This is a genomic window from Bradyrhizobium elkanii USDA 76 (assembly GCF_023278185.1).
In the GTDB taxonomy this organism is placed as follows: domain Bacteria; phylum Pseudomonadota; class Alphaproteobacteria; order Rhizobiales; family Xanthobacteraceae; genus Bradyrhizobium; species Bradyrhizobium elkanii.
In genome coordinates this window covers 363,968-389,275 of record NZ_CP066356.1, presented here as the reverse complement: position 1 = coordinate 389,275, position 25,308 = coordinate 363,968, and the positions used below count along the sequence as shown (strand labels likewise).

24 protein-coding genes are annotated in these 25,308 nt (G+C 65.7%); 13 read left to right on the top strand and 11 right to left on the bottom strand.

Annotation, left to right across the window (positions count from 1 at the left end; genetic code table 11):
• Positions 1-2 precede the first annotated feature (2 nt).
• Together JEY66_RS01790 and JEY66_RS01785 are read left to right on the top strand one after the other, a co-directional pair.
• Positions 3-1,856: a branched-chain amino acid ABC transporter ATP-binding protein/permease gene (locus JEY66_RS01790; RefSeq protein WP_018269197.1), complete on the top strand. Its 1,854-nt coding sequence runs from the start codon at positions 3-5 to the stop codon at positions 1,854-1,856.
• Positions 1,853-2,551, top strand: coding sequence for an ABC transporter ATP-binding protein (locus JEY66_RS01785; protein WP_018269198.1), 699 nt, complete (start codon positions 1,853-1,855; stop codon positions 2,549-2,551). The genes JEY66_RS01790 and JEY66_RS01785 overlap by 4 nt, the downstream gene beginning before the upstream one ends.
• A gap of 317 nt (positions 2,552-2,868) precedes the next feature.
• Here JEY66_RS01785 and JEY66_RS01780 read toward each other — a convergent pair whose 3' ends face one another.
• Positions 2,869-3,294 (bottom strand): HIT domain-containing protein, encoded by a 426-nt coding sequence (locus JEY66_RS01780; RefSeq protein WP_026191995.1) that lies wholly within the window; start codon positions 3,292-3,294, stop codon positions 2,869-2,871.
• Positions 3,295-3,399: 105 nt separating this feature from the next.
• Here JEY66_RS01780 and prmC point away from each other — a divergent pair, with 105 nt between their 5' ends.
• On the top strand, positions 3,400-4,290 hold the full coding sequence (gene prmC, locus JEY66_RS01775) for a peptide chain release factor N(5)-glutamine methyltransferase (RefSeq protein ID WP_018269200.1): 891 nt from the start codon (positions 3,400-3,402) through the stop codon (positions 4,288-4,290).
• 513 nt (positions 4,291-4,803) lie between these two features.
• A complete protein-coding gene (locus JEY66_RS01770) occupies positions 4,804-5,565 on the top strand; it encodes a DUF4167 domain-containing protein (RefSeq protein WP_016841126.1) in 762 nt (253 codons plus the stop codon).
• Between the two features lie 219 nt (positions 5,566-5,784).
• Here JEY66_RS01770 and JEY66_RS01765 read toward each other — a convergent pair whose 3' ends face one another.
• The gene (locus JEY66_RS01765; protein WP_016841127.1) at positions 5,785-6,537 is read right to left on the bottom strand and encodes a class I SAM-dependent methyltransferase; all 753 of its coding nucleotides are present in this window, start codon (positions 6,535-6,537) and stop codon (positions 5,785-5,787) included.
• A 184-nt stretch (positions 6,538-6,721) separates the two neighbouring features.
• Here JEY66_RS01765 and gloB point away from each other — a divergent pair, with 184 nt between their 5' ends.
• The gene (gene gloB, locus JEY66_RS01760) at positions 6,722-7,489 is read left to right on the top strand and encodes a hydroxyacylglutathione hydrolase (RefSeq protein WP_016841128.1); all 768 of its coding nucleotides are present in this window, start codon (positions 6,722-6,724) and stop codon (positions 7,487-7,489) included.
• On the top strand, positions 7,489-7,920 hold the full coding sequence (locus JEY66_RS01755) for a cupin domain-containing protein (RefSeq protein WP_016841129.1): 432 nt from the start codon (positions 7,489-7,491) through the stop codon (positions 7,918-7,920). The genes gloB and JEY66_RS01755 overlap by 1 nt, the downstream gene beginning before the upstream one ends.
• 88 nt (positions 7,921-8,008) lie before the next feature.
• On the opposite strand, the gene yddG is transcribed toward JEY66_RS01755, so the two are convergent.
• From yddG to JEY66_RS01740, 3 genes are all read right to left on the bottom strand, one after another.
• Positions 8,009-8,881, bottom strand: a complete 873-nt coding sequence (gene yddG / locus JEY66_RS01750) for an aromatic amino acid exporter YddG (protein WP_016841130.1) — start codon at positions 8,879-8,881, stop codon at positions 8,009-8,011.
• Positions 8,882-9,066: 185 nt separating this feature from the next.
• A complete protein-coding gene (phbB, locus tag JEY66_RS01745) occupies positions 9,067-9,792 on the bottom strand; it encodes an acetoacetyl-CoA reductase (RefSeq protein WP_016841131.1) in 726 nt (241 codons plus the stop codon).
• A 297-nt stretch (positions 9,793-10,089) separates the two neighbouring features.
• Positions 10,090-11,268: an acetyl-CoA C-acetyltransferase gene (locus JEY66_RS01740; protein WP_016841132.1), complete on the bottom strand. Its 1,179-nt coding sequence runs from the start codon at positions 11,266-11,268 to the stop codon at positions 10,090-10,092.
• Positions 11,269-11,581: 313 nt separating this feature from the next.
• Here JEY66_RS01740 and phaR point away from each other — a divergent pair, with 313 nt between their 5' ends.
• Positions 11,582-12,172, top strand: coding sequence for a polyhydroxyalkanoate synthesis repressor PhaR (phaR, locus tag JEY66_RS01735; RefSeq protein ID WP_016841133.1), 591 nt, complete (start codon positions 11,582-11,584; stop codon positions 12,170-12,172).
• A gap of 76 nt (positions 12,173-12,248) precedes the next feature.
• Here the strand turns inward: phaR and JEY66_RS01730 are convergent, their stop codons facing one another.
• Positions 12,249-14,639 (bottom strand): acetamidase/formamidase family protein, encoded by a 2,391-nt coding sequence (locus JEY66_RS01730; RefSeq protein WP_018269202.1) that lies wholly within the window; start codon positions 14,637-14,639, stop codon positions 12,249-12,251.
• Positions 14,640-15,017: 378 nt separating this feature from the next.
• Here JEY66_RS01730 and JEY66_RS01725 point away from each other — a divergent pair, with 378 nt between their 5' ends.
• On the top strand, positions 15,018-16,472 hold the full coding sequence (locus tag JEY66_RS01725) for an acetamidase/formamidase family protein (protein WP_026191996.1): 1,455 nt from the start codon (positions 15,018-15,020) through the stop codon (positions 16,470-16,472).
• 96 nt (positions 16,473-16,568) lie between these two features.
• Here JEY66_RS01725 and JEY66_RS01720 read toward each other — a convergent pair whose 3' ends face one another.
• Positions 16,569-18,260, bottom strand: coding sequence for a bifunctional diguanylate cyclase/phosphodiesterase (locus JEY66_RS01720; protein WP_016844038.1), 1,692 nt, complete (start codon positions 18,258-18,260; stop codon positions 16,569-16,571).
• 219 nt (positions 18,261-18,479) lie between these two features.
• Between JEY66_RS01720 and JEY66_RS01715 the strand changes: the two genes are divergently transcribed.
• Positions 18,480-18,764 carry a hypothetical protein gene (locus JEY66_RS01715; protein WP_016844039.1) on the top strand — a complete coding sequence of 95 codons (285 nt, stop codon included), beginning with the start codon at positions 18,480-18,482 and terminating at the stop codon, positions 18,762-18,764.
• A gap of 7 nt (positions 18,765-18,771) precedes the next feature.
• On the opposite strand, the gene JEY66_RS01710 is transcribed toward JEY66_RS01715, so the two are convergent.
• From JEY66_RS01710 to mtgA, 3 genes are all read right to left on the bottom strand, one after another.
• Complete coding sequence (locus JEY66_RS01710; RefSeq protein WP_018269204.1) at positions 18,772-19,404, bottom strand: hypothetical protein; 633 nt, start codon at positions 19,402-19,404, stop codon at positions 18,772-18,774.
• Positions 19,405-19,547: 143 nt separating this feature from the next.
• Positions 19,548-19,733, bottom strand: coding sequence for a 50S ribosomal protein L32 (rpmF, locus tag JEY66_RS01705; protein WP_021077536.1), 186 nt, complete (start codon positions 19,731-19,733; stop codon positions 19,548-19,550).
• Between the two features lie 160 nt (positions 19,734-19,893).
• Entirely contained in the window at positions 19,894-20,565 is a 672-nt protein-coding gene (mtgA, locus tag JEY66_RS01700; protein ID WP_026191997.1) for a monofunctional biosynthetic peptidoglycan transglycosylase, read from the bottom strand.
• A 199-nt stretch (positions 20,566-20,764) separates the two neighbouring features.
• Between mtgA and JEY66_RS01695 the strand changes: the two genes are divergently transcribed.
• On the top strand, positions 20,765-21,685 hold the full coding sequence (locus JEY66_RS01695) for a polyprenyl synthetase family protein (RefSeq protein ID WP_018269205.1): 921 nt from the start codon (positions 20,765-20,767) through the stop codon (positions 21,683-21,685).
• An 18-nt stretch (positions 21,686-21,703) separates the two neighbouring features.
• Positions 21,704-22,384 (top strand): DUF1345 domain-containing protein, encoded by a 681-nt coding sequence (locus tag JEY66_RS01690; protein ID WP_018269206.1) that lies wholly within the window; start codon positions 21,704-21,706, stop codon positions 22,382-22,384.
• Positions 22,385-22,468: 84 nt separating this feature from the next.
• Here JEY66_RS01690 and JEY66_RS01685 read toward each other — a convergent pair whose 3' ends face one another.
• On the bottom strand, positions 22,469-22,903 hold the full coding sequence (locus JEY66_RS01685) for a GFA family protein (RefSeq protein ID WP_026191998.1): 435 nt from the start codon (positions 22,901-22,903) through the stop codon (positions 22,469-22,471).
• Positions 22,904-23,106: 203 nt separating this feature from the next.
• Between JEY66_RS01685 and JEY66_RS01680 the strand changes: the two genes are divergently transcribed.
• Together JEY66_RS01680 and JEY66_RS01675 are read left to right on the top strand one after the other, a co-directional pair.
• Positions 23,107-23,481, top strand: a complete 375-nt coding sequence (locus tag JEY66_RS01680; protein WP_016847513.1) for a nuclear transport factor 2 family protein — start codon at positions 23,107-23,109, stop codon at positions 23,479-23,481.
• A 109-nt stretch (positions 23,482-23,590) separates the two neighbouring features.
• Complete coding sequence (locus JEY66_RS01675; RefSeq protein ID WP_016847512.1) at positions 23,591-25,198, top strand: Na+/H+ antiporter; 1,608 nt, start codon at positions 23,591-23,593, stop codon at positions 25,196-25,198.
• Positions 25,199-25,308 lie beyond the last annotated feature (110 nt).

Sequence of the window (25,308 nt, the reverse complement as noted above, 5' to 3'; positions counted from 1 at the left end):
AGATGCTTAAGCAGCGCCCATACCTGATCGAATTCCTGACGGCCGCCGGCCTGATCGTCGCGCCCTTCGTGCTGCCGTGGCTCGGCTTCGCGCCCAACACGGTGAACCGGATCCTGGTCTGGGGCCTGTTCGGCCTCGGCTTCGACATCCTGTTCGGCTTCACCGGCCTGCTGTCGTTCGGCCAGTCGGCCTTTTACGGCACCGGCGGCTTCGTCGCCGCCTGGCTGCTGACGCGAGCCGGCTTTCCCTACGTCGTGCTCGCGCTCGTCATCGGCATGATCGCGGCCGCCGCCACCGGCTATCTGATCGGCCTGATCGCGTTGCGCCGCACCGGCATCTATTTCGCGATGATCACGGTGGCGATCGCCGAGGTGTTCTTCTTCGTCGAGTTCAATCCGCTGTCGGACTTCACCGGCGGCGAGAACGGGCTGCCGGGTGTGCCGACCCCGAGCTTCAATCTCGGCTTCACCACCTTGCACTTCACCACCGGCTGGTCGCTCTACCAGTTCCTGGCGCTGTGTTACTTCATCGGCGTCGTGATCGCGCTGCGCATCGTGCGCTCGCCGGTCGGCGCCGTGTTCAGCGCGATCCGCGACAACCCGCTGCGCGCAACCGCGGTGGGCCACAACATCCACGGCTACAAGCTGACCGCCTTCGTGATCGCCGCCGCCTATGCCGGCTTTGCCGGCGGGCTGCTCGGCGTGCTGCAGGCCTTCATGCCGCCCGACGCGTTCACCTTCGATACGTCGGGGCAGCTCGTGATGCAGACCGCGATCGGCGGCCGCGGCACGCTGTTCGGGCCATTGGTCGGCGCCGCGGTGTGGCTGTCGCTGCAGGACTTCCTGCAGGCGGCGCTCGGGCTCGGCGCGGCCTGGAAGCTCGTGCTCGGCATCGTGTTCGTGCTGCTGGTGTGCTTCCTGCGCCGCGGCATCATCGGCGGCCTCGCCGACCTGTACCGCCTCCTGACCGGACAGCGCGGCGCCAAGGAGCCGGACGAGAGCGCACCAGAGGTCGTCGCCGTGGCAAGAGACCGGCACGCCGCAGCGCCCGCGCCGAAGCCGGCAGCGCCTCGCGCGGGCGGCAATCCGTCCGGCCCGATTCTCCAGGCCAAAGGCCTGACCAAGCGCTATGGCGGCCTGCTCGCCAACAGCGACATCGACTTCACCGTCAATCACGGCGAGCTGCGCGGCATCATCGGCCCGAACGGCGCCGGCAAGTCGACTTTCTTCAAGATGCTGACCTGCGAGGTGCACCCCACGTCGGGCACCATCCTGTTCGAGGGCCGCGACATCACCGGCATGAACGTCACCGACGTCTGTCAGCTCGGCCTGACCAAGAGCTACCAGGTCAACCAGCTGTTCGCCGGTCTGACGGTGCGCGAGAATCTGGTGATCGCGTCGCTGTCGGCGCTGCGCGGCAAGTTCAAGCTCGACCTGTTCCGCAGCATCGACAGCATCGGCGGCCTGTCCGAGCGCGTGCAGCAGACGCTCGAGCTGGTCAATCTGACCTCGAGGCCCGATACGCCGGTGTCCGAGCTTGCCTATGGCGAGAAGCGGCGGCTGGAAATCGGGCTGGCGCTGGCGACGTCGCCGAGCCTGTTGCTGCTCGACGAGCCGCTCGCCGGCATGAGCCCGCGCGAACGTGTCGAGACCGTCAAGCTATTGAAGTCGATCAGCCAGGGCCGCACCATGATCATCATCGATCACGACATGGATGCGCTGTTCGAACTCGCCGAGCGCGTCACCGTGCTGCAGGAAGGCCGGGTGCTGGTCGAGGGAACGCCGGAAGAGATCAAGACCAATTCGACCGTCCAGGAGGCCTATCTTGGCGGCGTGCATGGAGTGCTCGCCGCATGAGCCTGCTCGAGGTCAACGGACTGAACAGCTATTACGGCGACTCCCACATCCTGTTCGACGTCTCGATGCGCGTCGAGCGCAACGAGGTGGTGGCGCTGCTCGGACGCAACGGCGCCGGCAAGAGCACGACGCTGAAGAGCCTGATGGGCGTCGTCACCCCGCGCCGCGGCTCGGTGGTGTTCGACGGCGTCGAGATCTCCGGCCGGAAGAGCCACAATATCGCGCAGGCCGGCATGCAGCTGGTCCATGAGGAGCGCCGCATCTTCGGCAGCCTGAGCGTCGAGGAGAACCTCGTGATCGCCGGCCTGACCGCCTCGCAGCGCTGGCCGCTCGACCGCATCTACGAGATGTTTCCGCGGCTGCGCGAGCGGCGGAGCAATCGCGGCACCGACCTGTCGGGCGGCGAGCAGCAGATGCTGGCGATCGCGCGCGCCCTGGTGCGCGATCCCAAGATCATCCTGCTCGACGAGCCGTTCGAGGGACTGGCGCCGGTGATCGTGCGCGACCTGATGAAGGCGTGCCGCGATCTCGCCGAGGCCGGACAGACCATCGTGCTGGTGGAGCAGAACCTCGCCGCGACGCTCGCGCTGGCGCAGCGCATCTACATCATCAACAACGGGCACATCGTCCACGAAGGTCCCGCGCAGGAAATCAAGGCGCAGCCCGACGTCCTGCAGCGCTATCTCGGGGTGTAGGGCGCTAATTCGTGATGAAGCCAGACAGAATAGATCTCGCCGCAAACTTGCTGCACCTCTCCCGCTTGCGGGCAGGGCAATCGCATATGGCCGTTTGAGGTAATCGGAGTTCCCATAAACTCGTCATGCCCGGGTTTGTCCCGGGCATCCACGTCTTCGTTTCTACGCGAAGAAAAGACGTGGATGGCCGGGACAAGCCCGGCCATGACGGCGCGGAAGAATCGGTACATTCCATATGCGATTGCCCTGCCCGCTTGCGGGGGAGGGAGCGCGCCGCCGTCGCGACTGCTTTTAGCGCTAACCCTTCAGGCTCCAGCTCAGTCCGCAAGCGCCGCGATCATCCGCCTGGCGTGATCGGCTAGCACATCCATCTCCGCCTTGACGGTCTGCGCGGGCAGCAGCGCGACGCCGGCCTTCACCGGCATCACATGCATGTGCAGGTGAAACACCACCTGGCCGCTGGCGGGCTCGCTGAATTGCTGGATGATGATGCCGTCGGCGGCGAACGCCTTCATCGCGGCGATGGCGAGGCGCTTGGCCGACCGCGCCACCGCGGCAAGGTCGTCTTCGGCGATGTCGAGGATGCCGCGCGCAGGCGCCTTCGGAATCACCAGGGTATGTCCCGGGGATCGCGGCATGATGTCGAGAAAGGCAAAGGTCCGGTCGGTCTCGTAGACCTTGAAGCTCGGGACCTCGCCGCGCAGGATCTTGGCGAAGATGTTCTGGTCGTCATAGCCCGTCATGGTCGCGCGTTCCGGATCGATGGGTTGAGATTTCGACCGTGCGCGCCGGCCGCGCGCGGCGCAAGCCATATCGACGCCGCATCGACCATCGGCTAACAACGCGCGATGAGCGAACCCGCTGGACATGGCAGCCAGACCGTCGAGCGTATCAGGCGCAGCCTCGCCGCCCGCCTCAAGGCGGCCGGCCGCGACGGTGCCGAGCTCGATGCGCGCCTGCTGGTCGGCGCCGCGCTGGGTCTCGATCTGACCGGCATGATCACGGGCGCCAAACGCACGCTGACGAAGGACGAGGCTGATCACCTCGAGCGCCTCGCGCAGCGCCGCCTCGCCGGCGAGCCGGTCGCGCGCATCCTCGGCATCAAGGAGTTCTGGGGATTGCCACTGCATCTGTCCGCCGCGACACTGGTGCCGCGCCCGGACACCGAGACGGTGGTCGAGCGCGCACTCGAACTGCTGCGCGCCGATGGCATGGCCGAGCGCGCCTTGCGGATCGCCGATCTCGGCACCGGTTCTGGCGCGATCCTGCTGGCGCTGCTCTCGGAACTGCCGAACGCGCATGGCTTCGGCACCGACATCTCGGCGGAGGCGCTGCAGACCGCGAGCCGCAACGCCGCCGCGCTCGGACTTAGCCAGCGCACGACATGGATCGAGTGCGACTACGGCAGCGGACTGGCCGGCACGTTCGAACTGATCGTGTCCAACCCGCCCTACATCCCCTCGGCCGACATCGCCGGTCTCGACATCGAGGTGCGCGCGCATGATCCGCGCGCGGCGCTCGACGGCGGTGCCGACGGGCTCGACGCCTACCGCGCGCTGATTTCGCAATCCGCGGGTCTTCTGGCCTCAGGAGGATTTCTGGTTGTGGAAGTCGGACAGGGTCAGAGCGACGACGTTGAAGCGCTGATGACGGCATCCGGATTATCCCCAACGGGGCCGCCCAAGGCCGATCTGGGGGGCATTCCGAGGGCCGTTTCCGCCCGCCGGCTGCCCCGATAAAGTCCTATTGGAACGAAAAAAAACCTCTTGGATTATCCCCCGGGAACGACTACGTTCCGGGCACAACATCGGTGCTGGCCCCGTAATCCGTTACGGGTGATGACCAGGGTTCAGCAGAGCCCGCCGATCGAAAGGTTCCAGGAACGCAGGTCTCATAGAGCGCAATAGCCGAAGCTGTGCTGCTCTCGACCGCCAAGCGAACGAAAGCCTGTTATTGCGCTTGAAGACTTACGCACGAGAACTGAGCCTGTCTCAACGGGCGGAATGATTTGGTCGCTGGCGCGATTGCCGGCGGTTGGGGAACGCGTCTTTGCTGCACGCGACTTTGCTGAACGAGATGGTCGGCGACATCGAAACCACTTCGAACGGTATTGCGATTCCGTGTGCCTAGGCGCGCGCCGAATCGAACTCTGGGAATCGGACTGCTGAGAAATCGGACTGCTGAGAAATCGGACTGCTGAGAAATCGGACTGTGGACTGCAATAGCTTCAGGGCTGGAATAAAAGGCGACAGATGAGAAACGGTCAGAACAACAAGCGGATGCGCAACCGGAATAACAACAACAATAACAACAACAATAACCGGCGCGGCCAGAATCCCCTGACACGGGTGTACGAATCGAACGGACCCGACATCAAGATCCGCGGCACGGCCTCGCACGTGGCCGAGAAATACGTTCAGCTTGCGCGCGATGCGCGCTCCTCCGGCGATCCGGTGGCAGCTGAGAACTACTACCAGCATGCTGAGCACTACTACCGGATCATCGCGGCCGCGCAGGAGCAGTTCCGGCAGAATCAGCAGCCGCCGCGTCCCGACGCCGAGGTCACCCCGACCGAAGACGACGACAGCGACGGCTATTCGAGCTTCGGCCAGGAGCCGGGCTTCGTGCCGCAGCAGCAGCAACCTTTCATGCGCGACAACGGCCAGCAGCCGTACCAGCGCGATCAGCAGCAGCCGCGCGAGCATCGTGAGCGTGACCAGCAGCCGCGTGAGCACCGCGAGCGCGAGCATCGTCCGCAGCCGCAATATCAGCCGCAACCGCAGAACCAGCCGCAGCCCGCGATGGCCGATGCCGGCGTCGATCGCCTGCCCTCGTTCATCACCGGCGGCGCGCAGCCGCAGGTCAACGGCGCTTATGAAGGCAATAATGGCGGCGCAGAACGCGGCGAACGGAGCGAGCGGTTTCCGCGCCGCCGCCGCCGTCCGCACGGCCCGCGCCCCGACATGGCGGCGCAGCCCGCGCCGAGCGACGACTTCAATCCGGGCAACGAGTAACGCACGTATGCAGCCACCCTCCCCTTTCGGGGAGCAGGGCTATCGCATATGAGCTCGGTCGCTCCACAAACTCGTCATGCCCGGGCTTGTCCCGGGCATCCACGTCTTTGTTTCCAGGCGAAGAAAGACGTGGATGGCCGGGACAAGCCCGGCCATGACGGCGCGGACAAATCCATTTCCTCTCATATGCGATAGCCCTGCTCCGGGGAGGGTGAAATTTCACGCCTCGGTGTGAGTCGATTTGCGCGTCGCCGTCGAGGACGGCACCAGCACCGGACGCAATGACGGGATCAGCTGCGTGCGCTCGCGGCGCGCGGGGATCGCGCGATAGACCTGCTTGGTCGCCTCCACGATGTGCACGCCAGCGAACGGCATCGACAGCGCCGCGCCGACCCGCTCCCACGCCATCGCCGAGCGCAGGAACCAGCTGCCCTGCACCGGCGGCATGAACAACGCCTCGCCCCACGACGACGGCGTGAACCAGGTCTGCCGTAACAGCTGCGTGATCTGCGCCCGCGAATAGGGCCGGCCATGGCCGAACGGCGTGGCATCGGTGCGCGTCCAGACGCCGCGGCGGTTCGGGATGATCGCGATCAGCCGCCCCGACGGCGAGAGCACCCGCCATACCTCGCGCAGCAGCCGCTCCGGATCATCGGACATTTCCAGCGCGTGTACCAGCAGCACGCGGTCGACCGCGGCATCCGGCAGCGGCATCGAGAATTCGTCGATCAGGGTGGCCAGCGCCGGCCGGCCGGTCGGCCATTTCAGCACGCCCTGGGCCGCCGGCATGAAGGCAATGCAGCGCTCGCAGGACTCACGGAACAGGCCGAGATAGGGGGTCGGATAGCCGAGGCCGAGCACGCGCTGGCCTTCCGCGTTCGGCCACCGCGCGCGGATACCCCGGTTGATCAGCTGCCGCGCCACGATGCCGAGGCGCTGCGAATAGAAGTCGCGCAGGTCGATGACGTCCATGGTGCTTAGCCTAACACGCCCCCTGCGGCCGGGGTGCGCCGAAAATTGCATTGCCGCCGGAGCGTTAACGCCATATTTCACCCCTATATTGGGCGCGTTTAAAGCATGATCCGGGAAAGTCGATACCGGTTTTTCGAAGACATCATGCTCTGAAATGTCCGTCCCGTTTGTTCGTGGAGATATCATGACCGCCGAAATTCGCACCTTCAGCTGCCTCACCGACAATTTCGGTTATTTGATCCACGATCCCGCGACCAAGGCGACGGCGTCGATCGACGCGCCGGAGGCCGGCCCGATCATCAAGGCGCTGGAGCGCGAAGGCTGGACGCTGACCGATATCCTGATCACCCATCACCATGGCGATCATGTCGGCGGCGTCGCCGAGCTGAAGCAGAAATATGGCTGCCGCGTCGTCGCCCCGCACGATCAGTCGGCCAGGATCGCCAATGTCGATCTACGCGCTGCCAATGCCGATGTCATCAAGGTCGGCAGCCTGCTCGCACGCGTCGTCGAGACGCCCGGCCATACGCTCGACCATATCTCCTATGTGTTCGATGGCGAGAAGGCGGTGTTCGCCGCCGACACGCTGTTCTCGATCGGCTGCGGCCGGGTGTTCGAAGGCACCTACCCCATGATGTGGGATTCGCTCTTGAAGCTGCGCTCGCTGCCGGACGATTTCCGCCTGTATTGCGGCCATGAATACACCGCCGCGAACGTGAAGTTCGCGCTCACCATCGAGCCCGACAATCCGGCCCTGCAGGCGCGCGCCGAGGAAGTGACGAAACTGCGCGCCGAGAACAAGCCGACCATCCCCGTGCTGCTCGGCGACGAGAAGAAGGCCAACGTGTTCCTGCGCGCCGACGAGCCGGCGGTGGCGGCAAAGCTGCACATGAAGGGCGCCGACCCGGCGCTGGTGTTCGGCGAGCTCCGCGAGCGCAAGAACAAGTCGTGATGGCCGACCTCTCGGCGGCCGATATCATCGCGCGGCTTGCGCTGCAGCCGCATCCCGAAGGTGGACATTATCGCGAGACGTTTCGCGACGCGCGCTGCGACGCCAGTGGCCGCGCGCATTCGACCGCGATCTATTTCCTGCTCGCGCGCGGCGAGCGCTCGCATTGGCACCGCATCGACGCCGTGGAGATGTGGCACTATTACGCCGGCGCGCCGCTGACATTGCGGATCGCGCAGGACGGCGCCCCACATGCGATCACGCTCGGGCCGGATGTGGCGCACGGCGAGCAGCCGCAGGCGATCGTGCCGGCGGGCGCCTGGCAGGCCGCGGAGAGCAGCGGCGACTGGACGCTGGTCGGCTGCACCGTCGCGCCGGGATTCGAGTTCGCGAGGTTCGAGCTGGCGCCGAAGGGCTGGGAGCCGACTTCGTAAGAGCTCTTGTAGGATGGGTAGAGCGCAGCGAAACCCATCATCTCGCCGCGTGGATAGAATTGATGGGTTTCGCTGCGCTCTACCCATCCTACGTCCTTTTTCTAAGCACCATGTCCTTTGCCGCGATCAGCCCGCCGCCGGCGATCAGGATCGCGGCGATCGCGATGTTGGCGCTGGGCTTGGCGAAGCCCGCGAGGATGAGGAACGCGGTCGAGAGCAGCGGCGTGGCGTAGGACGCGGCACCGAGCACGCGGATGTCACCGCGCTTCATGCCGATGTCCCAGGCGAAGAACGCAGCCCCCACCGGACCGATGCCGAGCGCGATGACGGCCAGCCATTGCAGCGGCGTCGCGGGCCACACCGTCGTCTCCACCATCATGTGCACCAGCGCGGCGAGCACCGCGGTCGCGAGGCAGAAGCCGGCCACCGCATCGGTCGGCACCGCCTTGAGCCGGCGCGACATCACCGAATAGGAGGCCCAGACGAATGCCGCGACGAAGGCGGCCGCGAAGCCTGGAATCTGCTCTGTTGTGAAGGCGCCGGTGTTACCGGCGAACAGCAGCACGGTGCCGGCGAGGCCAAGCAGCGCGCCGACGATGTGATGCACCGCAAGCCGCTCGCCCGGCAGCAGCGAGGAGAACAGCACGATCAACAGCGGCCAGAGATAATTGAGCAGGCCGGCCTCGGCCGGCGGGGCGAAGCGCAGCGCCAGGAAATACAGCGCGTGATAGCCGAACAGCCCGCCGACGCCGACCACCCAGGCGACAAGCGGTTGCTTCAACGCGCCGAAGGCTGACGGACGCAACAGGAAGCTCGCAAACGCCACCGCGGTGCCGATCGCGAACGTCATGGCGGCGAGCTGGAACGCCGGGATAGCCCCGGTCGCGACCGTCATGACCGACAGCAGCGACCACATCAGGATGGCGGTCAGTCCGACGAGGGTGGCAGTTCGGGTCGTCATCTCAATTCAATCCGTCGTGGCCGGCATGACCGTCTGAAGGATGGCCGTCTGAAGCCGCTTGCCGATGTCCGGCCGGCCGCGTCTTCCTTCGCGTGTGGTGCGTTGTAAAGACGAAAATGCCCGGCGCAAGGCCGGGCATTCGCTGGTCGATTATGCGCGCCTGCGACGCGACGACGCTTCGCGCGTCAGGCGTGATACTGGCCGCCGTTCACGGTCAGCGTCGAGCCGGTGATGAAGCCGGCATCGTCGGCGGCGAGGAAGACCACGGCCCGCGCGATCTCTTCGGGTTCGCCGAGCCGGGCGACCGGAATCTGCGGGATCACGTTCTTCTCGAGCACGTCCTTCGGCACCGCCTGCACCATCTCGGTGTTGATATAGCCGGGGCAGATCACGTTCACGGTGATGCCGCCCTTGGCGTTCTCCAGCGCTAAGGCCTTGGTGAAGCCGATGTCGCCGGCCTTGGCCGCCGAGTAGTTGACCTGGCCAAACTGACCCTTCTGGCCGTTGATGGAGGAGATCGAGATGACGCGGCCGAACTTGCGGGCGCGCATGCCCTCGATCACCTGGCGCGTCATGTTGAACAGCGAGCCGAGGTTGGTGTTGATCACGGCATTCCACTGCTCGACCGTCATCTTGTGAAATGCGGTATCCTTGGTGATGCCGGCATTGTTGACGAGCACGTCGACCGGGCCGAGATCGGCCTCGACCTGCTTGACGCCGGCCGCGCAGGCGTCGAACGAGGCGACGTCCCACTTGTAGACCGGAATTCCGCTCTCCGCCTTGAACTTCTCAGCCGCGGCGTCATTGCCGGCGTAGCTCGCCGCCACCTTGTAGCCCGCCGCTTTCAGCGCCTTGCTGATCGCAGCTCCAATACCGCGCGTTCCGCCCGTCACCAATGCAACACGTGCCATGTCCGTTTCCTCCTTGGCCGTCTTTTATGACCGGATAACTCCGGCCTACGCACTCACTGAACAAAGCGCGACGAAGATCAGGCTGAATCGTCATCGCGCTTTGGCTCCCTTCTTTTGAGCATGATCTCCGCGCAAACGCGTTCCGCGTTTGTCGCGAGGGAAAACCGCTTCACACTTTTCAGGATCATGCCCTCGAAACAAAAATGCCCGGCGCAAAGCCGGGCATCTTATTTATCAGCTCGCCTCGCGGTTGACAGATGATCTTTTCATCACCTAACCAGCCTCGCTGCCTTTTGTTCAGTCGCGTGCAACGCACATAGCGATGCCCATGCCGCCGCCGATGCACAGCGTCGCGAGGCCCTTCTTGGCATCGCGCTTCTGCATCTCGTGCAGCAGCGTCACCAGCACGCGCGCACCCGACGCGCCGACCGGATGGCCGATCGCGATCGCGCCGCCATTGACGTTGACCTTGGCCGGATCCCAGCCGAGGTCCTTGTTCACTGCACAGGCCTGCGCCGCGAACGCCTCGTTGGCCTCGATCAGATCGAGGTCGGCGATGTTCCAGCCGGCCTTCTTCAGCGCGGCGCGCGAGGCGGGGATCGGACCGGTGCCCATGATCTTGGGGTCGACGCCGGCCTGGCCCCACGAGACGATGCGGGCCAGCACCTTCTTGCCCTGCTTGGCGGCCTCCTTGGCGGTCATCAGCACGACGGCGGCGGCGCCGTCATTGATGCCCGAGGCGTTGCCCGCGGTCACGGTGCCGTCCTTCTCGAAGGCCGCGCGGAGCTTGGCCATCGCGTCGAGCGTGGCGCCGTGGCGCGGATACTCGTCCGCGTCGACCACGATATCGCCTTTGCGGGACTTGATGGTGACCGGGACGATCTCGTCCTTGAACTTGCCGGCCTTCTGCGCCGCCTCGGCCTTGTTCTGCGAACCGACCGCGAACTCGTCCTGCTGCGACCGGGTGATCTGGTACTGCTTGGCGACGTTCTCGGCGGTGTTGCCCATGTGGTAGCCGTTGAAGGCATCCCACAGCCCGTCCTTGATCATGGTGTCGATCAGCTCGAGGCCGCCCATCTTGACGCCGCCGCGCAGATATTGGGCGTGCGGGGCCATGCTCATGGATTCCTGGCCGCCGGCGACGACGATCGAGGAATCGCCGTTGAGCAGCGCCTGGTAGCCGAGCGCCACCGTGCGCAGGCCCGAGCCGCAGAGCTGGTTGACGCCCCAGGCCGGGCTTTCCACCGGGATGCCGGCCGCGATCGAGGCCTGGCGGGCCGGGTTCTGGCCCTGCGCGGCGGTGAGGATCTGGCCCATGATGACTTCGGAGACTTGACCGCCCTCGACGCCGGCACGCTCCAGCGCCGCCTTGATGGCGATCGCGCCGAGGTCGTGGGCCGGCGTGGTGGCAAAAGCGCCGTTGAAGCTACCGACGGGGGTGCGGGCGGCGCTGACGATGACGACATCGTCTGACATGGACATCTCCTATGGGTTGTAGCTGGGTTTCTCGACGGCTGGCGGCCGGTTTGGCGGGCCTGTCTCTTAATGACTATCCTGTAAATCTCATTGAGGCATGTCAATCGGACTGTCGCGCAAATCGCGCCGCGGCGCACTCAAAATGACGCCCTTGGCACTTTCCTGAGCAAATCCTATGCTTTGGAATTAACCGCACAGCACAAAACTGTAGCCGAACCGCTTTGAAAATGCTTACCTTTGCTGCGATGCGTTGCATTTTGCCCTGCGGCGATGCCGTAGGGTTCCAGGTTCTTCGGTGTTGAAGTGAGAGCCCATGGCAAAATCTGAACAACCGACCACGATCAAGAAATACGCGAACCGGCGGCTCTATAATACCGGGACGAGCACCTACGTGACGCTCGAGGATCTCGCGGCGATGGTGAAGGAAGGCGAGGATTTCCTCGTCTATGACGCCAAGACCGGCGACGACATTACCCGCTCCGTGCTCGCGCAAATCATCTTCGAGCAGGAAAACAAGGCCGGGCAGAACCTGCTGCCGACCACCTTCCTGCGCCAGCTGATCCGGTTCTACGGCGACAGCATGCAGATGGTGGTGCCGAAATATCTCGAACAGTCGATCGAGACGCTGACCAAGGAACAGGAAAAATTCCGCAAGCAGATCGCGGGCGCGCTGAGCGGGACACCGTTTGCGCCGCTGGAAGAACAGGTCCGCCGCAACATGGAGCTGTTCCAGCAGACCTTCTCGATGTTCAAGCCGTTCGTGCCGCAACGCGGCGGCGGCGAGGCCGAGAAGGCGCCGGAGCCCACGCCCGATGACGGCAACATCGACGACCTTCGCCGCCAGATGAAGGACATGCAGGAACGTCTCGAGCGCATGTCGCAGCCGACGAAGAAGGACGAGTAGGTCGCTTCGCCGATCGGCCGGACGCACCGGCCACTTTCGTTTCGCGAAATCCTGACGGCGGCAACCCTGGCCGGCGTCAGGCGCCGCTTGCCCCGAGAAGCATGCTCTTGCGGACGATCGCGTGCACGCCCCAATTGCCGTCGGCAACCTGCGTGACGCCGAAATCGACGCCGAGCGAGATCAGCGCCAGCGCCTCATCCTCGCTGAGGCGATAACACTCCATCAGGAATTTGCGCGTCGCCCGGAACGCGTTGCGCAGCGCGAGATCGACCGACGAGCGCTGGTAGATTTCCGACTGCGCGTTGCGCCCGAGCTCGCGCAGATAATTGCCGTAGCTGAAGCCGTGCAGGATCCACTCCTCCGGCGTTTCCAAAAGCGGGTGCGCCAGCCCTTCGACATGCGGCTTGGTCGCCTTGCCGCTCTTGTGCAGGATGAAGCGAAACTGGCCGGTGAGCGAAAGCTCGAGCGCGGTGCCGTTGACCTCGCCATCGCCTTGCGCGAAGTGCGGATCGCCGATCGAGAACAGCGCGCCCGGAACGGCGACCGGCAGATAGAGCGTGGTGCCCTTGGTGGCGCGCCAATTGTCGACATTGCCGCCGAAATAGCCTGGGGGAATCGAATCGATGATGTCGGATTCGCGCGGCGCCACCGCCATGAAGCCGAAATGCAGCCGCGCCGGAATCCGCACGCCGGCGAGCACGCCGGACCGTTTCTCGACGGTGGCGTGATCGACCGGCACGCCGGGATAATCCATCGTCTCGTGGCGCACGCCGAACGGATCGGTCTGCGGCGTCCAGCGGTAGGAATAGACGGCGCGGGCCCACTCGGCCTCTGCATCGGTCTCGAAGATCGTGATGGTCTCGCGCTTGGCCGGCGGATCGATCAGATCGTTGTATTGAAAGCCCCACCAGGCCGCGGCATTGCTGCCGAACGACTTGCCGGCGTAGGCCGGATTGGCTGATGGCCGCGGCCAGATATCGAGGATCTGCACCTCGAGCACATCGCCCGGCTCCGCGCCGCAGACATAGATCGGCCCGGTGCAGATGTGCACGCCGAACCCTTCGCCGGCGCCGCGGCCGAAGATCGAACCGTCCATCGGGCCGGCGCCGCGCCGTTCGACCGACTTGCCCTCGGCGGTCCAGCGAAACACGCTCTCCGCGCCGGGATCACCCTTGATCATGCGCTCGTAATCATCGAAGGCGTGCTGGGTCAGCGTCTCGATCGTCACCACCGCGCCAGACTGCACGCTCATGACAGGCGGGATGGCGCGGCTGAGATAGCCCCAATGGGCGGTCTCCCTGGACACCTTGAGATGGTGATGCGAGGCGCCCCGCCCTTCCGGCACAGCCGCCGGCGGTTCAACCGGTACGACCGGCTCCAGCGGCGCAACCGTCTCGCGTGCCACCGGGCTTGACGCGAGACTTGACGCGAGATTTGGCGCGAGCCGCAACACCGTTGCGGTGCCACGCGCCAGCCGCGGCCGGCCGCGCGTGCGCTCGCCCTCCACATCGCGCGGCACCGCCTTGCGGAAGTCGCGCGGCGAGGTGCCGTAGGTCGCGCTGAACATCCGGCTGAAATGCGCCTGATCGGTGAAGCCCCAGCGGTAGCTGATTTCGGCGATGCGCTGGTCGGCATAGTTCGGATCGATCAGGTCGTTGCAGCAGCGTTCCAGCCGCCGCTCGCGCACATAGGCCGAGAACGTCGTGTTCTGCCGCTCGAACAGCCGTTGCAGATAGCGTTGCGACAGCCCTTCCTGCCGCGCGATGTCGGCGATGGTCAGGCCGGCATTGCCGAGCTGGGCCTCGATCGCGGCATCGACCCGGCGCAGATGGCCGGCCTGGACCTGCGTCATCGCTTCGGCATCGAGCCGCGTCTCGCCGAGCAGCGCGCCGGCAACGAGTTCGGTGACCGCGACCTCGGCGGTGGCGAGATCGGCCTTGTCCAGGATCGCGAAATTGCCGCCCAGGGTCCGCATCACCGGACGCACGGACGCAGCGGCAATCGTCGCGCCGAGCACCGCCGGCAAACGCAAGCGATTATGCCCGAGCCGGCCGAGCAACCGCTCTCGCGGCAGTTCGAGCAGCAGGATCTCGAAATCCTCGCGCAAGGTCATCCGCCACGGCGATTGCAGGTCGCACACCGAGACGTCGTTGTCGGCGAACTCGCAACTGCGTTGGCCGGACGTGATGCTGCCGCGGCCGTAGCCGTGGAAGATGATGGCGACCCGCGCCGGCATTCCCGGCGAGGCTGCATGACCGCTGCAGACGATCTGCTGCTCGGTCGAACGCAGCAGCGCGAGCTGGCCGCCGCTGGTCGAGCGCTTCGCGGTCAATTCGCCGAACTGGAATTGGCCGGCCTCCGGCAATTCGCAATCGAGCTGCAAACCGGCCAGCGCCTCGCGCCAGACCTCCCGCCGGTTTTGCCGCGGGATCGCATCGACCGAAACCCGATAGGTCGTCGCGACCATCACCCCTCCAGGCCCGCGGCCTTCCACTCACAGAGCCGTGAACGCAGCCTGCACCGATTGCAGGCAGGCGGCAAGCATGTTGCGACGGCACATGTTGCCCAGCCTGCGTGCAACGCGCGGAAGCGGCCGCTTTCGCGTGGCAGCGCTATCAGCGGCGAACGCAGTGCAACTTGATCGAATGCGCCCAAATTCTTGACCGCTCCGGCCATCCCGCGATGCGAAGGTGGCCGCCGCAGATGTCTTGCACGCTATTGCACAGGCCTTTGCGCCGCGACGACAGCAAGCGCGCCGACAAATTATTGGGCGCGCCCGGTCATGTCGGAGCGGCGCGGCGCCATGCACTCTCATGCGCACTTTCGATCCAAGGAGGAGCTCAAGATGTGCGCAGGTGACGACAAGAACTGCCCGGACTTCGAATTGCATCATCGCCAGTTCAAGGAGACGCTCGACCGGGAACGCCGTTCGTTCCTGCGCTCGAGCTTCGCGGCGGCGGGCGGCGCCGCGGCAATGACCGCCGGCGGCATCTCGCTGGTGACGCCGAAAATGGCGGCCGCCGCCGAGAAGCATCAGCCGGCGCAGCGCGCCTATCACCATCTGCCGGCCAATGCCGACACCGTGCATTGGGGCTATTTCAGCAAGTCGCTGAAGCCGCGCGTCGAGATCAATTCCGGCGACTTCATCACCATCGAGGCGCTGACGCATCACGCCAATGACGATGCCGAGCGCATGGTGAAGGGCGATCCCGGCGTCGAGAGCGTCTATCTCTGGACCAAGGAGAAGAAGGGCGTGAACCGGCGCGGCGCCGGCCCGATGGATGCCTCGCTGTTCGGACGCGGCGCGGGCGAAGGCCTCGGCGTGCATATCTGCACCGGGCCGGTGTTCGTGCGCGGCGCCGAGGAAGGCGACGTGCTCGAGCTGCGCATCATCGACGTCGCGCCGCGGCCCTGCGCCAACCCGAAATATTCCGGCAAGGCATTCGGCAGCAACGCCGCGGCATCGTGGGGTTTCCACTACAAGGATCTGCTCACCGAGCCGAAGCCGCGCGAGGTCGTCACCATCTACGAGGTCGACGCGACAGGTGAGCGCAACTGGGCGCGCGCCGTCTACAATTTCACCTGGACGCCGCAGACCGATCCATCCGGCGTGGTGCACAAGACCATCGATTATCCCGGCGTGCCGGTCGATCATTCGACGGTCAAGGAAAACCACGGCATCCTGAAGAACGTGCGCATCCCGGTGCGTCCGCATTTCGGCGTGATCGGGCTCGCACCGAAAGAGGCCGAGTTCGTCGATTCGATCCCGCCGAGCTACACCGGCGGCAACATCGACAATTGGCGCATCGGCAAGGGCGCCACGATGTATTACCCGGTGGCGGTCGAAGGCGGACTGCTGTCGGTCGGCGATTCCCACGCCTCGCAGGGCGATTCCGAACTGTGCGGCACGGCGATCGAATGCTCGCTCAACGGCACCTTCCAGATCATCCTGCACAAGAAGGCCGACCTCGCCGGCACTGCGCTGGAAGCGCTCGACTACCCGATGCTGGAGACCCAGGACGAATGGCTGGTGCACGGCTTCAGCTATGCCAACTATCTCAGCGAGCTGGGAGCCGGCGCGCAGACCGAGATCTACAAGAAGTCGTCGGTCGACCTCGCTCTGCGCGATGCCTTCCGCAAGATGCGCAAATTCCTGATGACGACGAAGAAGCTGACCGAGGACGAGGCCATCTCGCTGATCTCGCTCGGTGTCGACTTCGGCGTCACCCAGGTGGTGGACGGCAATTGGGGCGTCCATGCGGTGATCCGCAAGGACATCTTCGCCGGCGGCGAGAGCTGATGAAGGACGAGTAGGCGTTTTATTTCGCCCTACTCACCCCGTCGTCGCCCCGGCTTTCGCCGGGACGACGCCGGCAGCTTGACTCGCGATCGTGGATCAGCCCGTGGCGGGCACGGGCTTCTCCGCTTGCCCGTTCCACGGGCGGTCCGGGGAGGCGAGGCCGATCAGGCGACCCTGGATGAAGTCGCAGCCCCATTCGCGCAGCATCACGGCGGCTTCCTCGTCCTGCACCCATTCGGCGACTGTCTTGATCTCGAGGCGGCGCGCGAGATCGATCAGCGTTTGCACGAAGGCGCGGTCGTCGGCCGAGCGCACGATGTTCTGCACGAAGGCGCCGTCGATTTTGACAATATCGACGCCGAGCTTGCGCAAATTGCGGAACGAGGTGTAGCCGGCGCCGAAATCGTCGATCGCGATCCGGCTGCCGAAGTTCTTCAGGCGCGTGACAAAGCCACGCACGTCGTCGATATCCTGGATCGCGACCGTCTCGGTGATCTCGACGATCAGCCGCTCGCCGACGCCGGGATGCGCGCGCATCAAGGATTCGATGGTGGCCCACCAGTCCGGATCCATCGTGGTGTCGGGCGAGATGTTGAGGCTGAGCTGTACGCCGGGGGCGGCGGCGAGCTCGGCGATGGCGAGCTCCAGCACGCGGTGATCGACCAGCCGGATCAGGCCGAGCCGCTCGGCGACCGGCACGATATCGGGCGCGAGCAGCGCGCGGCCGTCGTCCTGCTCCATGCGGACCAGGCACTCGTAGAACGCGGGCTGCCGCAGGCGCGCATCGACCACGGGCTCGAAGCCGATCACGATGCGGCGCTCGTTCAGCGCGGTGACGATCTCGTCGGTGACGCGGATGTTGACGCGGCGCTGGGCGTCGCGCTCGACATTGGGCTTCCACAGCGCGAACGATCCGGCGCGGCGGCTCTTGGCGGCGTCCAGCGTCTCCTGGGCGCGATTGACCGCCTCCTCCGCCGACCTCGCATGGCGCGGAAGGGTGACGGCGCCGATCGAGACCGTGACCGACACCGGGCCGGACTTGGTCGGCACCACCTCGTCGCGCACCGCGGCCAGGAAGCGCTCGGCCGCGACATTGGTATCGTCGACGGTGCAATTGCGCAGGATCAGGCCGAACTTGTTGCCGGAGAAGCGGCCGAGCATGTCGCCGCTGCGCAGCCGCGCACGAATCCGCTTCGCGACCTCGGCGATGACGGCGTCGGCGACATCGAAGCCGAAGGCATCGTTGACGCGCGCCAGATGATCGATGCCGATCAGCATGAAGGCGCAGGAGGAGCGGAAGCGCGCGCACTCCTCCATCGTCTCGGCGAGCGAGGCGATCAGATGGGTGCGGTTGAGCTCGTTGGTCAGCGGATCGTGCCGCGACAGCTTGAGCAGCTGCTCGTCGCGGGCGTGCCGCTCATTGTTGATGCGGACGACACCCTGCACACGCGCCGGCCTGCCGTCGGCGCCGGCAAACCAGCAGCCGGTCTCCTCGATCCAGATCACCGGCGCCGAGGTGACGGCCCGCACGCCATATTCGATCCGGTAGGGAACGCCCTCCCCGCTGCGCACCGGCGCCGGCGCGCCGAGCGCATCGGATCGCACCGAGCGCGATGGCTCGATCAGCTTTGCGAGCTCAGCGCCGCTCGCAAGCGCCGCGACCGGGATATCCGGGAAGACCGCCGCCACATTGTCGCTCCAGGCAATCGCATCGCTCGCCAGGTCCCAGGCGAATGTCGCTTGGCCGAGCGAGGCGAGGATGCTGGCAGCTGGCGGGACAGGGGGCATCGAACATGTCTCGATTTGGGACGGCGCCCGGTGATTCTACACGCTCTCACGATAGTGGTTCCGGCGAATCCAACGCTAGGTGAAGTTGATAAATAATCTGGAAACCACGTTTTCGACTGGCCGGGAACGAACTGGGGACGGCGGGCATGACCCTTGCCACGGGGGTGTTGCGGAGGGACGCAACGTCCCAAACTATGACGCTCCAACGGGTCGCAGACGATGCCGGATATCGATCAATCGGAAATCCTCGACGGTGAGTGCACCGGCGATGCTGCGGCGGCCAGCACGGCGCTGGTGCCGCTGGCCGCGACCACCCATTGGGCGCCCAAGATCCCGCTGCCGCATGCCGATCCATCATTTGTGGCTCACCTGATCGCAACCGCCGCACACGAACCGCAGACGTGCGGGCAGCGGCGTGGGTCATTGGCCGACGCGCAGAACGCTTACGGCCCGCACGTCGACGAACGCCGCAGCGTGGCGCGGCGGACCCGGCAGATCATCTAGGAAAATATCAGCGCTGCGGCGCGTCCGACGGCGGATGGCCGCCCGGCTGCAAATCCGGTGAAGCGACGGTCGGCTTCGGCGCGGACTGATCGAGCAGCACGGATTCCGCAACCGACGTCGCTGGCGGAACGGGCGCGGCCGGCGGCGGAGCAGCAGGCGCCGGTGGGGCGACGGGTGCGGGCTCGGAACGCGGCGCGGGCGTCTCTGCCGGCGCGGGCTGCGGCGCCTCGGGCTGCGCCCTGCTGACGCTTGGTGCCGCAGGCGCGACCACCGCACGGCGGCGGGTGCGCAGCGCAATTCCGGAGATGAAATCGACCAGCGCCAGCAGCGCGAGCAGGCCATAGGTCGAGTTGCCGAATTTCGGCCAGAGCACGAATTCGGCGGCGGCGGCGCCGAACACGATCAGCGACAGCAGATGGTCGGTGAGATATTTCGCGCCGGGGCGCGCGCCCTTGATGACCTCGAGCAGCAACAGCAGCACGGCAGCGGCGAGCAGCATGTCGCTGAGCGTGATCTGCCATTGCTCGCCCGACAGCAATGTCAGCCTGATCAGCGGGTCCGTGAAGGACACGCCGGGCATCAGGAAGGCGATGATGTTGTAGACCGCGAGCGGAACGAGCAGCAGCGGAAAACCGACCATCGGGGCTTGCGCCTTATTCAGGGAGAACCAGCAATGCGGCGATGCTCATTGGCTTCGCCGCTGACGCGCCCGTGTTGACCGCACTCGTTGGCCGAATTCGGGCGCCGCGCCGCATGGCTGCGGCGCGCAGGCCGAATGTCCGATCAGGACTCTTTCTTGGCCTTCAGGACCTGGCGGCCCTTGTACATGCCGGTCTTCAGGTCGAGGTGGTGCGGACGGCGCAGTTCGCCGGAGTCCTTGTCCTCGACATAGGTCGGGGTCTTGATCGCATCGGCCGAACGGCGCATGCCACGGCGCGACGGCGAGGTTTTTCTTCTGGGAACGGCCATGACGGTGTCCTCTAGGGGTGTTGCGGAGGCATCGTCCGAAATGGGGACGAGCGCACAGCGCTTCAAAGCGCCAGCTGCGATGCCGGTAAGGCCGCGCTTATAGAGGAAGGCACTGCGTAAAGCTAGGGCCGGAGGCAGCAAAAAGCGTCCGAAATCGGCCTCAGGAGCCGCGATTTTCGCGCCAGCAGCGCGTCACGGAGTTGGCCCGGACCATATAGGTGGCGGACAGCCTGCGGACCCCCGGGCCGGGGTTCCGGGCGCTTCTTTTGACCGGATTTGGCAGGATCGCCGCCAAAAGCGCGGCCTCGCGGGGTGACAGCCCCGCGGCGGACCGGCCAAAGGCATATTGGGCGCCGGCTTCGGCGCCGAACTGGCCGGACGGGCCCATTTCCGCGATATTGAGGTAGATTTCCAGGATCCGCTGCTTGGGCAGCACGAGATCGATCCAGAGCGCCAGCGGCAGTTCCAGCCCCTTGCGGATCACGCTGCGGCCAGACCACAGGAACAGGTTCTTGGCCACCTGCTGGGTGATGGTCGAGCCGCCACGGGCCACCTCGCCATCCTCGGCGTCGTCGAGCACCTCGCGCAGCGCGCCCCAATCGACGCCCCGATGCCTGCAGAAATGGGCGTCCTCCGAGCCGACCACGGACCGCACCAGATACGGGGATACCGCGCCGAAATCGATCCAATGCCGCGTGACCGGAGCCCCGCGCAGGCTCCGCCAGGCCATCAGCGCCGAAACCGGATGGCCGGTGCGGTAGAACGGCGTCACCAGATACGGCAGCAACAGCAGGGCCAGCAAAAGCAGCAACAAAATTCGGACGATGCGCAAGACAGGGGTTTCCGGGGAGGACCATTCCAGGAAGGATTTGGGACCCGCCCGCCAGAACACGGCCGGCGCCGTCGACGTCTGCGGGATAATTCACGGTTTTTCCAGCACTTTTAAGGCGCATTCCGTCGCAGGGCAGGAATTGACGAAGCCGATCCCATCAACGATTGTCCGGCCGCAAATCGATCTGGAGCAATTCTTAATGACGACCGGTACTGCAGAGTTTTCCAAGCGGCTGGACCAGACCGCGGAGGATACCGAAGCCCTGCTCGCCAAACTGCTGTCCGACGCGACCGAAAGCGACGAGATCGTGCGCCCGAAGCGGCTGATCGAGGCGATGCGCTATTCGAGCCTCGGCGGCGGCAAGCGGCTGCGGCCGTTCCTCGTGGTCGAGAGCGCGGCGGTGTTCGGCATCCCGCGCGAAGCCGCCCTGCTGGTCGGCGCCGCGCTCGAATGCATCCACTGCTACTCGCTGATCCACGACGACCTGCCGGCGATGGACAATTCCGATCTGCGCCGCGGCCGCCCGACCCTGCACAAGGCCTATGACGACGCCACCGCGATCCTCGCCGGCGACGCGCTGCTGACGATCGCCTTCGACATCATCACCCGCGATGCGATCCACAAGGACGCCCAGGTCCGCCTGCTCCTGACCCGCGCGCTGGCGCGCGCCTCCGGCATCGGCGGCATGGCCGGCGGCCAGATCCTCGACCTCGCCGGCGAAGGCCGCTTCGGCGATCGCGAGCCGGTCGACGTCGCGCGCGTGCAGCAGATGAAGACCGGCGCGCTGCTCCGCTTCGGCTGCATCGCCGGCGCGATCCTCGGCCAGGCCTCGCAGAAGGAATACCAGGCGCTCGACGATTACGGCAAAGCGCTCGGCGAAGCCTTCCAGATCGCCGACGATCTGCTTGACGTCGAGGGCGACGCCGCCGCGCTCGGCAAGCCGGCCGGCGCTGATGCCGCGCTCGGCAAGACCACCTTCGTCACCCAGCTCGGCATCGATGGCGCCAAGCAGCGCGTCCGCGACCTCCTGGCGCGCGCCGACGCCGCGCTGTCGGTGTTCGGCGACCGCAGCGACGTGCTGCGCGCGGCCGCCCACTTCGTCGCCGAGCGCAAGAATTAGCCGAGAGCACCGCGCGAAATGAACAGGGAGATCGACGACCGCCTTGTTCGCTTCCGCAAGCTGCCGCTGCCGGTCCGCGTCGTCGTGGGCCGGCCGCGTACCTTCGGCTCGATCGCTTTCGGCGTCCTGGCTGCGCTATTGGTGCCGGGAGCACCGCGCATCGTCACGCGCCTGCTCGCGGGCTGGGATGCCTTCGCCGCGCTCTATCTCGTGCTCGCCTATGTGATGATGCTGCGCTGTGGCGTCGCCCATATCAAGCGAAGCGCCATGCTGCAGGACGACGGCCGTTTCCTGATCCTGCTGCTGACCGCGTTCGGCGCGCTGGCGAGCCTCGCAGCCATCGTGTTCGAGCTCGGCGCATCCAAAGGCAGCCCTGCCGGACTGACGCTGGCAATCGTCACCATCACGCTGTCATGGACGATGGTCCACACCGCGTTCGCGCTGCACTACGCCCATGAGTATTATCGCGGCAAGACGCCCGGCGGATTGCAGTTTCCGAGCGGCGAGGAACATGTCGACGCCGATTACTGGGACTTCGTCTATTTCTCGTTCGTGATCGGCATGACGGCGCAGGTCTCCGACGTCGGCATCACCGACAAGATCATCCGCCGCACCGCGACCGTGCATGGCATCATCTCGTTCGTGTTCAACACCGCGCTGCTCGCCCTGATGGTGAATATCGCGGCGAGCGCGATCTAGCTGCGCCGCCAGTACATGATGAGATGCCGTGCGCAAGGCGGTCGGCAAGGACGACAAGCAGCACGCCGATGACGTCGCGCGGATCTATTCCGCGCCTTGCGTCACGTGCTCCTGATATTGCGGCAGATCGTCCGATATCGTGTACCACGGCGCCTTGGAGCCGACGAAGATGTGGGCGGTCGGCCGGATCGCCGGCGCGTCGCGCAGCGTGCCCATCGCGACATGGACATAGGCACCGGCGCGGACCAGCGAATAGAGCAGCGAGCCGCAGCGGCCGCAATGCGCGTCGTGGGTGAGCTCATCGCCGTAGATCAGGAGCCCATCAGCACCGCTGACCACGGTGAATCTGTCGCGCGCGATTCCAGCGAACGGCTTGAACGCCGATCCCGTGGTGCGCCGGCAGTTCGAGCAGTGACAATTGAGCGCATAGGCAAACGCGTCGGCCACCTCGTAGCGCACGTCGCGGCAGAAGCATTCGCCGGTCAGGATATGTTCGTTCGAATTTGCAGATGCGGTCACAACTCGTCCCTCACGCAGAATTTTGTCGCCGGCCATGGCGCAATCCGGCGGTTCATGGCTAAATCCTAGAGCCCTTTCCGCTCCAATTGAATCGGAACGGGGCTCCAGATTCGAGCTTTGACGCGTTTTCTTCGGGCGAACCGGCACCCGCTTCGCTCGAAAGCGCGCTCCAGCCGATCCAATCCTGCCGGGAGGACCAACCAATGAGCCAAGATCGATCCAGCGTCGAAAGCGTCGTGCAAACCTATTTCGACGGTCTCTACGAGAGCAATGCCGACAAGCTTGCCGAGGCTTTTCATCCGAGCGCCGACTTGCGCTGGGTTGAGAAAGGCGAGCTGAAGGTCCTGACCGTGCCGGACTGGCTTGCCTTGGTGCGCAAGCGCACCTCGGCGAAGGCCGAAGGCAAGCCGCGCGAGGATTTTATCGTCACCATCGACCGCTCCGACGACAACACCGCCTTCATCAAGGTGCGCTGCCAGCTGCCGCCGCGCTATTTCACCGACTATCTGGTGGCGATGAAGCTCGCCGACGGCTGGCAGATCGTCTCGAAGTCGTACCGCTACGACCTCAGGGATTGATCGACCCGGCGCGGCGCGCCCCGCGACGGCTTTGGTGACACGCCCCCGCGGTCCGGCTCCAGCCGGACCGCATTGACTGGCACCGGTTTCCGGGCGAATTGAGCCCATTATGGAAGCCAAGTTTCAGATTTTTCTCACTTTGCTCGGCGTGCTGGCGGGAACCGCCCTGGTGGCGCGGCGGACCGATATCGCGCCCGCGATCCTGCTGCTGCTGGTCGGCATCGTGCTCGCCTTCGTGCCGGGCATGCCGTCGCTGGAACTGCCGCCTGAGCTCGTGCTGCTGGTGGTGCTGCCGCCGCTGATCTATTCGGCGAGCGTCGCGATGAGCTGGCGCGAGTTCAAGGCCAATCTGCGGCCGATCATCCTGCTGTCGGTCGGCTGCGTGATCTTCACCGCCTTCATGGTCGCAACCGCGACCCATTATCTGATCGGCCTGCCCTGGAGCATCGGCTTCCTGCTCGGCGCCATCGTCGCGCCGCCGGACGTGGTCGCGCCGCTGGCGATCGCCCGCAAGCTCGGCATGCCCCGCCGCATCCTGGTGGTGCTCGAGGGCGAAGGGCTCGCCAATGACGCGACCGCGCTGATCCTCTACCGCTTCGCGCTCGCCGCGATCACCACCGGGCTGTTCTCGCTGCCGAAGGCGACCGGCACGTTCCTCGTCATCGTCGCCGGCGAGATCGCGTTCGGCACCGCGGTCGGCTGGCTCAGCCTGCGCGCCCGCCGCCGCGCCCGCGATCCGCAGGTCGAGATCACGCTGTCGCTGATCACGCCCTATCTCGCCTACTGGATCCCGGAGCATTTCGGCGGCAGCGGCGTGATCGCGACCGTCGCCTGCGGCCTCTACATGAGCTGGAACGGGCCGCTGCTGATCTCGGCCGCGACGCGCCTGCAGGGCATCTTCTTCTGGGACCTGATCATCTATCTGATCGAGGGCCTGCTGTTCCTCTTGACCGGCTTCCAGATGCGCTCGCTGTACGAGAAGTCGAAGTCGTTTCCGCTGCACGACATCCTCACCGCGACCGTGCTGGTCGCCGTGATCGTGATCGTCGCGCGCTTCGTCTGGGTGTTTCCCGGCACCTATCTGCCGCGCTGGATCAGCGCCCGCGTGCGCGAGCGCGATCCGCTGCCGTCGTGGCGGGCGGTGTTCGTGGTGGCCTTCACCGGCGTGCGCGGCGCGGTCTCGCTCGCCGCGGCGCTGGCGCTGCCCCTGACATTGCCGAACGGCGATGCCTTCCCGTATCGCGACCTGATCCTGTTCGTCGCCTTCGGCGTGATCTTCGTGACGCTGGTCGGGCTCGGCCTCACTCTGCCGCCGGTGGTGCGCTGGCTCGGCCTCGCCAGGGACGGACGCAGCGAGCACATCGCCGAGCACGAGCAGGAGATCGCGGCGCGGCGCGAGGCGCTGAACGCCGCGCTGAAGTCGCTCGATGCCATCACCGACGATCGCGAGCTTTCCGACGAGGTGATCAAGCTCTTGCGCTCGCGGCACGAGATCCGCATCAACCAGCTGCCCGACTCGCTCAACCCCGACACCCACGACGTCTCCGCCACCGGCACCGAGCTGACGCGGGAGCTGATCGCCTCCGAGCGCAAGTTCATCCATATGCTGCTGCGCGACGGCAAGATCACCGACGAGACCAGGCGGCGCATCGAGCGCGACCTCGACCTCGAGGAAGCCAGCCTCGCCAACCGCGAGTATCGCAGGATTCCGCTGTAGCCCCGATGTCGTCCCGGGCAAGCGACTTGTCCGTCGTAGCTCAACGAGCGAAGGCGGAAGCGCGACCCGGACCCATAACCACCGTTGCCGGTTTGGCGAAGGTTGGGGCC